Here is an 11,764-nt window from a genome sequence, read left to right on the forward strand (position 1 = left end):
GAACTTTCGGTCTTCGGCGCTCATCATATTGAGCTGTCGTTCGTTAATCAGCATGGTTTGTTTATTTTGCCATTCTTTCCAGGCTTGTTCAGAGATGTTGTTAAAAATATCTTGGCCCGCTTCTCCTGGCATTGTCGGGGTATCCAGGCCTTTCAGTTCTTTTTGATACTTTCTGCAAAAAACAGTGCGACTCATGTTTCGATCTCGTGTGGTAAGTAAATAGCATGTGATGGGTCAATCTTAGTCATTTAATCTGAATAAATCATCACAATTTAGCTTTTCAAGGTAGGAAGATATTGGTGCCGGCAGGCCTAATTTAGAAAGCTGATGTTCTTGGATCCACTTTAGCCTATCTGATGAGCGTACTTCTGGTAGTGACGCTTTTAGCTTTAATTTAACCGGCTGTATCTCTAGTTTGTAATGAGAAAAGGTATGGTGAATGCTTTGGTGTCTTTCTAGTAGTTCTGTTTCTATGCCAAAGTTCTCGGTGCAGTATTGAATCAAGTCTGGTGGCGTGAGTGAGGGTGGTGCCTCTGGCAAGCTATATAAACCACCCCATATTCCGCTTGGCGGCCTTTTCTCAAGTAGGACTCCCTTATCAGACTCAATTAGCAGTGCCCAGGTTTTCTTTTGAGGGATCTTTTTTTTGGGTTTTGAAACCGGTAGGGCATGTTGTAGGTCTGCTTTGTTTGCCTGGCAATCTTCCTGCATTGGACAAATTGTGCACTTAGGTTTGCTGCGTGTGCAGAGTGTTGCGCCAAGATCCATGATGGCTTGTGTATAGTCATCAACACGATCTTGCGGTGTGTGTTCATCTGCGAGTAGCCATAGCTTTTGTTCGGTTTTTCTTTCGCCAGACCAGGTTTTGATGGCGTGATAACGACATAAAACCCGTTTTACGTTGCCATCAAGAATCGGGGCATATTGTTTGTGAGCAATGCTACGAATAGCGCCAGCAGTTGAACGACCAATGCCTGGCAGGGCACTTAAGCCGTCAACATCTTCGGGAAAGACGCCATCCAGGTCATAAGATATTTGTTTTGCTGCTTTGTGTAGATTACGCGCACGGGCGTAATAGCCTAAACCGGCCCAATGTTCGAGCACGCTGTCTTCGTCAGCATCTGCCAAACTTTTAACATCAGGAAAGCTTGCCATAAAGCGTTTGAAGTAGTCGATAACTGTGCTGACCTGGGTTTGCTGGAGCATAATTTCAGATACCCAAACCCTGTAGGGTGTTTTGTCTATTTGCCAGGGTAAGTTTTTGCGACCGTGTTGGTCGAACCAATTTAGTAGGCGATTTGCAAAGATTGATGAGCTTTTATCTGTGGACATTAAAATAGTTTCTTGAGTAGGTTCTTGGCAGCATCTTTGATTTCATCTTTGTCGCCAAGGTGTTTGTTTAAGGCTCTATCCAGTTCTTTATCTAATTTACGCTTTGCTTCTTTAGCAGCTACTTGCTTGGTCGCATCGAGTAAACGTTTGCTGTCCAGTTTACATAGCTCAGCTGGAGGCGTATCAAATTTTCCTTTGCATCTTACAGGAACAGGAATGTCTTTGAACTTTTCATTAACCCTGCAGGCATGCTCATTAGAGTCGCCAATGACGCGTAAGCCGGTTTTTATGTCTAGCGATGTTGCGCTCAGGTTGATAGGGCCTTCGGCGCTCATCGCCAATCCGGAGCTTGTTAGCTCGAAATTGTTCGTGAGAATCTCATCTTTCAAACTGGCGCTGCCTTTAAGCAGATCAAAAGGTGTGGCTTTTGGCCAGTTGTTAGTATCGATAGAATCTTTATTTATTAGGGCCAATCCTTTGCAGCTTAGTGCCTTGAAGTTTATGCCTTGAACTTCACCGTCGAGTACTTCAAATTCGGATTGAGCCAAGGCATTGCTTTGAACTTCGCTTAAGGTGTTACCACGACTTGTCAGCGCAGCACTAAAATTGAGAGTGCCACTGAGGCTAGCGCTGTCCTCGGCATTTTGAATTTCCAGCGCTTGAATCAGAGTGCCTAAGTTAAGGTTTGATATCTTTGTATCGGCTTGCCAAGTAGGTTTGTTGCTACGCGCATCTATTTTTGCGCTCGTGTTTAGTATGCCTTCATGAGACTTCGCAGACAGGTTTGTTACGCTGACGATTCCGTTCTTTGCGGCTAATTCGACATTAAGATTTTCGATCAGGACTTTGTTTGCAATTAAGCTTTGTTGTTTTAAAGATATGTCTAGATCGAGCTGTCTCAGTGTTTCTAGTGGCAGAAGCTCTGAGTTGGTTTGGTTGTTCGTTGGTGCTTCATCGTTGGCGCTTGCTTGGGTGTTGTTATTTTCCTCTTCGGCGGGTAAATAATTATCGATATTAACTGAGTCACCGACAAGGCTAAGTGCAAACGCTTGATTACTGCTATTGAATGTAAGGTCTCCTTGCCATGAACTCTTATCTACTTGTGTGTTGATTTGTTGAAAGTATAGAGCCTGGTCTTTAAATTCGAGCTTACTCGAAAGGCTAAATGCGTTTAGCGCTTCAGGTGAAGATAAGGTGGGTAATGCAATTCCAAATCTCTCGGCTAGAATCTTGGGGTTGAACTTGTTGACTTGGACTTGCCCTTGAAGGTGAGGTGATTCTAAGTAGTTTGTAAGGCTTAACTGACTATCAAGCTTGAGTTCCTCGAGTATGAGGAAAAGCTCCTCAACCACTATTTCTTCTTTACTGGTGTTCACAGTGAATTTGCTGTCGAGACTTGCATTAATTACTTCGAACTGAGAGAAGGCGCCATTCGCTTCAAAATTACTCTTGAGTTCTTTTACCGTAATTTTTGAAAAGTCAGGTGAAAACTCGATAAGGCCAATAATATTAGAATTGAGTGTTAGTTTTTCTATGGTGTCTTCGAAGGTGAAGTCTACGTCGAAGGGTACATCTTTGTTTGGTGCTATGTTTGAAACCTGAATACTCGCAGGTGAAAGTTTAATGCTTTGGTTTTTGAGCTCTGATGTATAAGCAATGTTTAGGTTAGATATGCTTAGCTGGCTGAGTAAAAACGAAAGCTCAGAAGTCTTCTGGTTTTTTGAGTCTTGATTTGAATCTTTTGCTTTCGTTTCCGAGGTGTCTTTTTCCAGTGCCGCTGTTTCTTGTGTTGGTAGAATATTAAGCCAATTGGCTTTTCCTTGCTCGTCTTCAAATAGCGATATTTTTGCACTATCGAGAAGCAGGGTGTGAACGCTGGGTGAACCCTTGAGTAAAGAAAATAGGTCTACCTGCGCCAGTATTCTCTTAATAGATGCAAACGCTTGTCCATGCTGATCACTGATTTGCATATCGTTGATATCAATGCCGAGTGGGTACAAAGACCAGGTTAGGGACCCGTCTATCGATAAGTTTATTCCGGCTTGTTCTATAGCTTGCTGCTCAATCGTAGGTTTGAAGCGATTTGCATCTTGAAACTGAATGAACAGCGCGATACCTAGCACTGCTAATAAGGGCAGTCCGATAACCAAAAGTAAGCTGAATTTAAGAAATTTGTTCATTGCTGTATATGGCCCTTAATGAGTCGGTTTCTTGTTCAAGGTATCGTGGCTTTTTATCTTTGAAGTGTTTATTATTGCTGGTCTGCAGGATTATGTCATTGAAGCTTTTCGAATTTCTAATCGGAACGCTCATTAATAGGCTTGCCCGCACAGAAATACACCCTGAGAAAACCACCAGTGATAATAATAGTGAGGTAGGAAATGACCGTTAAAGTAAGTATTGATATTGATCGCGAGTTTACCGTTAAAGCCGATGCAAGCACTGCTTTTGCATTGTTGGCGGATGTGCCCGCTTCAGGCGCCCACTTCCCAAAAGTTGAAGCACTAACCGATCAAGGTGACAATACCTTTCTTTGGGAAATGGAAAAGGTAGGCTTGGGTGATCATGCAATCCAGACTGTTTATGCCTGTAAGTATTCTGCTGACGAAGCCGCATGTGAAGTTACTTGGACTCCTGTTAAGGGTGAGGGTAATGGCGTTGTATCAGGTAAGTGGGAAATAACCGAAGGTGACGGCGTAACTAACTTGAAATTAACGACTTCTGCGCAATTGACTTTGCCTTTACCAGGCCTGCTTAAGTTAGCAATTAGCCCGGTTGTTAAGCATGAATTTAGTGCAATGGTTGATGAGTATATCGACAACCTGAAAGGCGCATTGGCTTAGACCTTTTGTGCTGTGGATAAATAAGGCTATCTAATTTATCTATTTATTATTTTATTTTCGGAGAAGTAAATGGCTGAGAGAAAAGCCCAAGTAGAACGTAATACTCTGGAAACACAGATAAAAGTTTCTGTGAATCTTGATGGAACGGGTGAGGCTAAATTTGATACTGGCGTGCCTTTTTTAGAGCATATGATGGATCAGATTTGTCGTCATGGCATGATTGATATCGATGCGCACTGTAAAGGCGACTTGCACATAGACGATCACCATACCGTTGAAGATTTGGGTATTACACTAGGCCAGGCATTCTCTAAAGCTGTGGGCGATAAGAAAGGCATTCGTCGTTATGGCCATGCCTATGTTCCTCTAGATGAGGCATTGTCGCGTGTTGTTATCGACTTCTCTGGCCGTCCTGGCTTGGAATACGATATTCCTTTTACCAGAGGAAGTGTCGGCCGCTTCGATACAGAGCTGTTTTATGAGTTTTTTCAAGGTTTTGTAAATCACGCCAATGTAACTTTGCACATCGATAATCTGAAGGGTAAAAATGCTCATCATCAGATCGAAACGGTATTCAAAGCTTTTGGCCGCGCGCTTCGCATGGCTTTGGAACTTGATGAGCGAATGGAAGGAAAAATGCCGTCTACTAAAGGTTCTTTATAGAACCGGTTTCAAGTTGTACGACAGTTAATAAATAATACTGGCCTCTTTTGAGGTCAGTTGCTTTTTACGAGTGAGAAAAAATGACGACAATTGCCATTATTGATTATGGTATGGGCAATTTGCATTCGGTTTCGAAGGCATTTGAACACGTAGCGCCTGATGCAAAAGTCCTTGTAACTTCGGATGCGGATACGATTCGTGCATCAGATAAGGTTGTTTTGCCTGGTGTAGGCGCTATGCGCGATTGCATGGCTGAAATTAAGCGTTTGGGCTTTGATAGCTTAAGCATGGAAGTTTCCAAGGACAGACCTTTTTTGGGTATTTGTGTTGGCATGCAAGCTTTGCTTCAACATAGCCAGGAGAATGGAGGCGTTGATTGTATCGGTGCCTTCCCAGGCGATGTTTTGCATTTTGGCGAAAGCTTGTATGAAGAGAACGATAAGGGCGAGAAGGTTCGTTTGAAAGTACCGCATATGGGGTGGAATCAGGTGGTGCAGAATGGTGATCACCCTATGTGGCATAAGATCTCAGATGCCTCGCGTTTTTACTTTGTCCATAGCTATTACGTAGCGGCTGATCATCAATACTTGGCAGGTTCGGCCCAATACGGGAAGTCTATCGCTGCGGCACTTAGCCGAGATAGCATTTTTGCAGTTCAGTTTCACCCTGAAAAGAGCCAGCATGCAGGTTTACAGCTACTCAAGAATTTTGCGAACTGGTCTGGAAAATAGAAGGTACTAGTCAAGCGATGAATATCCTACCCTCAATTAACCTAATGCAGGCTAAATGTGTGCATGTGTCTGGTCATCACCTTGATCAGACCAAAGTTTACTCCGATGATGCGACAGACCTTGCCGGGCGTTGGATGGATGCCGGTGTGCAGGACCTTTATGTGTTTGACGTAGATGGTGCAATTCAGGGGCGGACGGCTCATGCAGAAATGATCGTTTCGATCGCTCAGCGTTTTCCAAATCTAAATTTACATGTTGAAGGTGGAATTCGTAGTGAATCTGAAGTTGAGCATTACCTGAAGTCTGGTATTAGAACAGTGACCTTAGGAACTAAAGCTATAGAAGATCCTGCGTTTATTGCTGAAATGTGTAAGCGCTTTCCTGAGCGCATTACGGTGAGCCTGTCACTGCTAGAGGGTCAGGTGTGTACACATGGTTGCCAGAAAACGTCACCAGTTACTGCCGAAACCTGGGCGCAGCAATTAAGTGCTGCTGATATTTCTGCTCTGGTTTATCGAGACCTTGGGCGTATAGGGAGCTGTCAGGGTGTTAATCTCGACGAGGCTATTAAGCTTGCTGAAGTCTCTCGCGTACCATTGTGGGTGACTGGCGGGGTAGCAGATATGGATGATATTCGTGCATTGTATTCCGAGTCTGAAGTGGGTATCGAAACCGTATTGGTTTCACGAGCTTTGGATGAAAAAGCCTTAAGCCTTAAAGAGGCTCAAGACTATTGTGAAGATTGAAATTATAAGTGGAGAGCTAGTTAATGGGCTTGGCTAAAAGAATTATTCCCTGTTTGGATGTTGATGAAGGGCGCGTTGTAAAGGGCGTACAGTTTGTTGATATCCGTGACGCAGGTGACCCGGTAGAAGTTGCCAAAAAGTATGATGAGCAAGGGGCTGATGAAATCACCTTTTTGGACATCACAGCGAGTCACCAAGGCCGTGACACAATGGTTCATACTGTTGAAAAAATGGCGAGTGAAGTGTTTATTCCGCTAACGGTTGGTGGTGGAATCCGAAAAGTTGAAGATATCCGCTGTATGTTGAATGCCGGCGCGGATAAGGTTGCGATCAATACAGCGGCAGTATTTAACCCAGAGTTTGTTCGTGAAGCTGCCGAGAAATTTGGCAGCCAATGTATTGTCGTCGCAATTGATGCGAAGAAGGTGAGTGCAGAGGGTGAAGAAGGTCGATGGGAAATCTTTACTCATGGTGGTCGTAAGCCTACAGGCTTGGATGCAATCGAATGGGCCAAGAAAATGGCTGATTACGGTGCTGGTGAAATATTACTAACCAGTATGGATCAGGACGGTATGAAAAACGGCTTCGACTTAGGCGTCACTAGGGCGATTACCGATGCTGTGTCTATTCCGGTTATAGCATCTGGCGGTGTGGGGAATTTACAGCACTTGGCAGATGGAGTTTTGGAAGGTGGCGCCGATGCTGTTCTGGCAGCAAGTATTTTTCATTTTGGAGAGTACAGCGTTCAAGAAGCCAAGGCACATATGGCCGATTGTGGTATTGAAATGCGCCTGTAGGTCTTAAGCGCGAGAAAGTTGTCTATTGTAGGCAGAGGGTTCAGGCGCACGATCAATTTCGTGCTAGCCCTCATGCGAGCCGTGGAAGGCGCTGCCTACAAAGCTTTTTAAATTCTATGCAACCTGATTAGATTCAGACTTGCTCTCAGGCTGGCAGTTGATCAGCATTAATGGTGCTTCGTTACCGTCTCTAAGAAAGCCTTCCACCACAAAGTCATCATTTTTACTTCTCATGATTCCATCTGCAGAGTCATCTCGACAAAATACTTTTTTGTTAAAGGTGATGATGTCGTTGATATTATCAAGACGTAAGGCTGTTACTTTGCCGCCAGTGCGCTCTACAAAAAGAATGATAGGACGGATGCTCGATAAGGCTCGCTCTTTGGTTAAATGGAACAGGTGGATCAATTCTGATAGCGTGGTTTGTCTTTCGGTGTTCAGAATCTTCATTGCTTCGTCGTGATCAGTCTGATTTAAGTTGAGTAAGGTTTCAGCTAAACCGTGTAACTTTTTATGGGGTTCATCAAAGCGCAGGAGGGCTTCTTTAAGCTCTTCAATATCTGTTTCGAACTGGTTGTACCACATGCCAAAAGCGCATTTGTTAGGGTCAAGCGCTTTAGTAAAGGGCGTGTTGTTTTTAAGTGATGACTCTAGTGCATCAAGCCAATCTCTATGTTGCTGCTCCATTTCGTTCAGTTTGGCAACCAGGTTGTTCATTAGGGTCTGGTGATTTTCAGAACCAATAAGCTGATTAAAATCGTACAGCTGAACAGTGTTGTTCTGGAAGGTAATCACTTCGTGATTAAACTCATCAAGCTCATTTACCTGAAGGTTTCTTTTCACGTCTTTCTCAATATAAAGTACTTGTTCCAGAGGGATGGCAAATGCGGCGTCAGCCGTCATAAAGGTAATCGCAGCAAGAGTGCCGTCGTGAAATAAGCTGTCTATATTTTTGCCGGACATGGTGATAAACCTCGGGTCTGAAATGTGTTCGCTATAATCCTTGAAAGTGCGGAGGCACCGCGCATATTTAGTATAGACCTGATAGAAAATCTGACCAGTAAAGATCGACTAAATAAATTATCACGAAAAATAACTGTTTATGGATCGGTAGGAAGAATTTATAGAGTGTCTTGATATTCTTGCGGAATTCTTTGCGGACTGTAGTTTGCGTGTTTTAAGGTGTCTGGCGTGGATGATTTACTTTGTGCTAGTCGAGGAACTTTGTTTCTTGCAGCAAAGATGTTTTGCATGCTCTGTCCAGGGTTTTGTATTTGCCAGATAGCGCTAGCAGAAGCGATACTGATACCTTTTTCGTCAAGCTTTGTCAGAGCCCAGCTCAAGTATTCAACTGTGACTTTGTGAGGGTGGGCGATTGCTATGGCTGTGCCATTCTTCTTTGCTAGTTCGACTAGCTTGATAAACTGAGCTTGAACAAATTTTCGGGTCTGAAAATGGTCAAGAAAAACATCTCGGCTTATGTTAGGGATTTGGTGTTCTGCGGCAATTTTGGCGGCAACCGAGTTGGCAGAGGTGCGACTATCCAAGAAAAAGAAGGGGTGCTGTTTAACCGTTTCCATTACCCACTCCATAACCTTGTTTTGAGTTGTCAACTGACTGCCCATATGGTTATTCAGGCCTACCATATGCGGAATCGAGATAAAGCTTTTTCGCAAGGTTTGCTTAATTTGCATCTCACTCATGTTTTCGGTTAAACCGCCCTTACCGAGCTTAATCCCAAGCTTATTTTGCATGGGCGAGTGGAGCATGATTTCCTTACCATTCTCTTTAGCTCTTTCGATTAGGGTTCGTGTATGGCGTCTTTCTGGTAGAAAAGACAAAGTAAGGGGGTAGGGTAGGTCAATTAATCGGGAGCCGTTCTCCAGGTGATTCCCCATATCGTCAATGACGATTGCGATGGTCGGTTGCTGCTTTTGCTCTGCAGCAACGGGAAAAGCAAGCACGACAGTAGTCAGGATAAAGGTGACTACTGTACTGAGCTTGAGGAGATATTTACTCACCTTGTGGAGTGCCTTCTTCAGCTAGGTTTTCGGCCTCAGTTTGGCTCTCTGGTGTTTTGACGGAAGAGTTCTTTTGCTTAACTTTTAGAATATCCAAAGCCTTTAGCAAACTTAAAGCTTCCTGAAGCTGGAAGTCTTTTTCCAGCATGGATTGTTGACGAGAAACTTCTGAGTCTTCGCTTTCTTCTTTGCTGGATTCATTCTTATTTTGGTTGCCGTTACTTAAGTGACCGGCTAGATCAGACTCTCGATAAAAGGCTTTGGTTTTTTCTTCACTCAACTTGGCTCGGTTAACTTCTATATCGGGCTCGATACCTTGCGCCTGAATCGAACGGCCATTAGGGGTATAGTAGCGGGCAGTTGTTAGCTTAAGCCCATATTCAGCATCAAGAGCCATGACGTTCTGTACAGAGCCTTTGCCGAAGCTCTGTGTTCCCATTATGACTGCCCGATTGTGATCTTGAAGTGCTCCGGCCAAGATTTCAGAAGCTGATGCGGAGCCTCCATCAATAAGAACGATAATGGGTATGCCATTAGCATCGTCACCAGGTGTCGCGTTAAAGCTTAAATCGGCTTCGCTAGCACGGCCTTTTGTATAAACGATGAGACCTTCTTCAATCAACTGGTCGGCAACTTCTACTGAAGCACGAAGTACGCCTCCAGGGTTGTTTCTTAAGTCAATAACTAAGCCTGCAAGTTCTTCAGTTTCATCTTGAAGCTTTTTAAGGCCTTTGGCGAAGTCGCTACCAGTTTGTGCCTGAAATTGAGTGATACGGATGTAGCCGTACTGCTCATCAAGTACTAGCGTTTTGACGCTGGTTACTTGAATAATGTCACGTACGACTTTTATTTCTAATGGCTCGCGCTCGCCTTCACGGACGATGGTCAATGTAATCGGCTCACCCGCTTCACCACGCATCGTGTCAACAGCTTGATCAAGACTCATTCCTTTTACGGGTGTTTCATCTAATTTGATAATTAAATCGCCAGCCTCAATGCCTGCTTTCTGAGCGGGGGTATCATCAATCGGCGCAATAACTTTTACAAAGCCATTCTCCATACCTACCTCTATACCCAAGCCGCCAAATGTGCCTGAAGTGTTCTCTTGCAGGTCTGAAAATGCGCTTGGCTCAAGATAAGCTGAGTGTGGGTCAAGCCCTGACAACATGCCACGAATCGCATATTTTAGCAGGGTAGCGTCATCTATTTCTTCGACGTAGGCATTCTTAATTTTGCCAAATACATTGGTAAACTTTCGCAGCTCATTTAAAGGTAAGGGGGCAGTCGCTTGTTCCGAAGCTAAATTAGTATCTTGTATACCAGCACTTTCAGTTTGCTGGGAAAGTGCGGGCTGACTGAAAGATAAGCACCCAGCCAGAATAGCGCTGTAAGTGCAGATGCGTTTGCGGCGTGATGTCATTAAAGGTAAGGAACGAGAAACTAATTTCATTAAGTGGGTCCTGAAGAATTTATTTTCGTAGCCATCGGCTAGGATTTAAAGGCTTTCCGTCTTTTCTAATTTCAAAGTATAGCCCTGTTTCACTTTTTGCATTACTTTGCCCTGCATAGGCGAGAACTTCACCTGCTCTAACCCAGTCTCCGGTATCTTTTGCAAGGCTCTTATTGTTACCGTACAAACTCATGTAATTATTACCATGATCGATAATAATGAGCAAACCAAAGCCACGTATCCAGTTAGAAAATATAACTCTTCCAGAATGGATGGCTTGAACTTCCTGGTTGTTTTTTGTCTCAATATGAATGCCATTGAGCTTTAGCTTACCCTGAGCAATTCGACTACCAAAGCGCCCAATGACTTTACCTTTCGCAGGCCACGGAAGCTTGGTTTTTTGTTTGCTAAACGGAGCGGCGTCGTCAGGGAGGGGGATGTTGGCAATGGCTTGCTCTAATTCGTTCAGAAGCTTCTCTAGGCGCGCTTGGTCTTTGCGCATTTTTTCAAGACGCTGCGTGTTATTTTTTATATTGGCCTTGAGTTTTGCGAGTACCTGTTTACGAGCTGCTTGTTCTTTTTTCAGCTCTAAGCGCTGTTGTTGTTGAAGCTTATGCTGTTCGTGCAGTTTATTTTTCTTAACAAGTATTTTTTTCTCGGTATTTTTTATGATGTTAAGAATGTCTTGTACCTCGGAAATTTTTTCACTACGCGCTTCATTAATATAGGCAAAGAAACGCATATCCTTAGCAAGTTCCTGGGGGTTATTAGAGTTTAAAAGAAGTTTGGTTTGAGATTGTTCCCCGTGCAGGTACGCACGTTGTAATTGCTTTATTAAGAACGACTGCTGTTTTTTTAGCGCCTTTGTTTGTTGAGAGTGGTCTTTTTCCAGCTTTTTAAGCTCTTTGGTTTGCTTCGTTATATTTGCTTTGCTGGTACGAATTGACTTGCTTAGCTTGCTGATAGCTTTTTCTTGCTTCTCCAGTGCTTTTGAAAGCCCGGTTTTTTCAGTATTAGCGCGATTCAGCCAGCGATTGATTTTGGTGATGCTGGATTTAAGTTGAGCGAGTTCACGCTCAGAGTGTTCTTGAGAAACTTCTGCAAGACTTGGGTTTGCTACGAGTGAAGCTAACAAACAGAATGTAAGCAGAAGGTATTTCATCGATTAGTGAGGAGCCTTG

Annotated in this window: 12 protein-coding genes; 5 read left to right on the forward strand and 7 right to left on the reverse strand. The window is 43.7% G+C overall.

All coding sequences use genetic code 11. The features are described from left to right. The 3 genes from A3761_RS24205 to A3761_RS24215 all read right to left on the reverse strand — a co-directional run. On the reverse strand, positions 1 to 195 hold a 195-nt coding region (locus tag A3761_RS24205), incomplete at its 3' end, for an oxidative damage protection protein (RefSeq protein WP_068751069.1). Positions 196 to 240: 45 nt separating this feature from the next. Continuing rightward, positions 241 to 1,332, reverse strand: a complete 1,092-nt coding sequence (mutY, locus tag A3761_RS24210; protein WP_068511288.1) for an A/G-specific adenine glycosylase — start codon at positions 1,330 to 1,332, stop codon at positions 241 to 243. Then, a complete protein-coding gene (locus tag A3761_RS24215) occupies positions 1,332 to 3,512 on the reverse strand; it encodes an AsmA family protein (RefSeq protein ID WP_068739289.1) in 2,181 nt (726 codons plus the stop codon). The genes mutY and A3761_RS24215 overlap by 1 nt, the downstream gene beginning before the upstream one ends. Positions 3,513 to 3,713: 201 nt before the next feature. On the opposite strand from A3761_RS24215, the gene A3761_RS24220 reads away from it, so the two are divergent. From A3761_RS24220 to hisF, 5 genes are all read left to right on the forward strand, one after another. Continuing rightward, the gene (locus A3761_RS24220) at positions 3,714 to 4,175 is read left to right on the forward strand and encodes an SRPBCC family protein (RefSeq protein WP_068511282.1); all 462 of its coding nucleotides are present in this window, start codon (positions 3,714 to 3,716) and stop codon (positions 4,173 to 4,175) included. Between the two features lie 69 nt (positions 4,176 to 4,244). After that, positions 4,245 to 4,838 (forward strand): imidazoleglycerol-phosphate dehydratase HisB, encoded by a 594-nt coding sequence (hisB, locus tag A3761_RS24225; RefSeq protein WP_068511279.1) that lies wholly within the window; start codon positions 4,245 to 4,247, stop codon positions 4,836 to 4,838. Positions 4,839 to 4,918: 80 nt separating this feature from the next. Next, a complete protein-coding gene (hisH, locus tag A3761_RS24230; protein WP_068511277.1) occupies positions 4,919 to 5,569 on the forward strand; it encodes an imidazole glycerol phosphate synthase subunit HisH in 651 nt (216 codons plus the stop codon). A 17-nt stretch (positions 5,570 to 5,586) separates the two neighbouring features. Beyond that, a complete protein-coding gene (locus A3761_RS24235; RefSeq protein WP_068511275.1) occupies positions 5,587 to 6,315 on the forward strand; it encodes a HisA/HisF-related TIM barrel protein in 729 nt (242 codons plus the stop codon). A 23-nt stretch (positions 6,316 to 6,338) separates the two neighbouring features. Then, complete coding sequence (hisF, locus tag A3761_RS24240; RefSeq protein WP_068511272.1) at positions 6,339 to 7,112, forward strand: imidazole glycerol phosphate synthase subunit HisF; 774 nt, start codon at positions 6,339 to 6,341, stop codon at positions 7,110 to 7,112. A gap of 114 nt (positions 7,113 to 7,226) precedes the next feature. Here the strand turns inward: hisF and A3761_RS24245 are convergent, their stop codons facing one another. From A3761_RS24245 to A3761_RS24260, 4 genes are all read right to left on the reverse strand, one after another. Further along, positions 7,227 to 8,075 carry a CZB domain-containing protein gene (locus A3761_RS24245; protein ID WP_068739980.1) on the reverse strand — a complete coding sequence of 283 codons (849 nt, stop codon included), beginning with the start codon at positions 8,073 to 8,075 and terminating at the stop codon, positions 7,227 to 7,229. A gap of 158 nt (positions 8,076 to 8,233) precedes the next feature. Beyond that, positions 8,234 to 9,133 (reverse strand): divergent polysaccharide deacetylase family protein, encoded by a 900-nt coding sequence (locus A3761_RS24250; RefSeq protein WP_068751072.1) that lies wholly within the window; start codon positions 9,131 to 9,133, stop codon positions 8,234 to 8,236. Further along, positions 9,126 to 10,583, reverse strand: a complete 1,458-nt coding sequence (locus tag A3761_RS24255; protein WP_068511265.1) for a S41 family peptidase — start codon at positions 10,581 to 10,583, stop codon at positions 9,126 to 9,128. Before A3761_RS24255 ends, A3761_RS24250 begins: the two co-directional genes overlap by 8 nt. Positions 10,584 to 10,602: 19 nt before the next feature. After that, entirely contained in the window at positions 10,603 to 11,745 is a 1,143-nt protein-coding gene (locus A3761_RS24260) for a murein hydrolase activator EnvC (RefSeq protein ID WP_068511263.1), read from the reverse strand. Between the last annotated feature and the right edge of the window lie 19 nt (positions 11,746 to 11,764).

The organism is Oleiphilus sp. HI0123 (assembly GCF_001635315.1).

Excerpts from the sequence above, each read along its gene's own strand:
- mutY (WP_068511288.1), bottom strand. The coding sequence starts at position 1,332 with ATGTCCACAGATAAAAGCTCATCAATCTTTGCAAATCGCCTACTAAAT.
- A3761_RS24215 (WP_068739289.1), bottom strand. The coding sequence starts at position 3,512 with ATGAACAAATTTCTTAAATTCAGCTTACTTTTGGTTATCGGACTGCCC.
- A3761_RS24220 (WP_068511282.1), top strand. The coding sequence starts at position 3,714 with ATGACCGTTAAAGTAAGTATTGATATTGATCGCGAGTTTACCGTTAAA.
- hisB (WP_068511279.1), top strand. The coding sequence starts at position 4,245 with ATGGCTGAGAGAAAAGCCCAAGTAGAACGTAATACTCTGGAAACACAG.
- hisH (WP_068511277.1), top strand. The coding sequence starts at position 4,919 with ATGACGACAATTGCCATTATTGATTATGGTATGGGCAATTTGCATTCG.
- A3761_RS24235 (WP_068511275.1), top strand. The coding sequence starts at position 5,587 with ATGAATATCCTACCCTCAATTAACCTAATGCAGGCTAAATGTGTGCAT.
- hisF (WP_068511272.1), top strand. The coding sequence starts at position 6,339 with ATGGGCTTGGCTAAAAGAATTATTCCCTGTTTGGATGTTGATGAAGGG.
- A3761_RS24245 (WP_068739980.1), bottom strand. The coding sequence starts at position 8,075 with ATGTCCGGCAAAAATATAGACAGCTTATTTCACGACGGCACTCTTGCT.
- A3761_RS24255 (WP_068511265.1), bottom strand. The coding sequence starts at position 10,583 with ATGAAATTAGTTTCTCGTTCCTTACCTTTAATGACATCACGCCGCAAA.
- A3761_RS24260 (WP_068511263.1), bottom strand. The coding sequence starts at position 11,745 with ATGAAATACCTTCTGCTTACATTCTGTTTGTTAGCTTCACTCGTAGCA.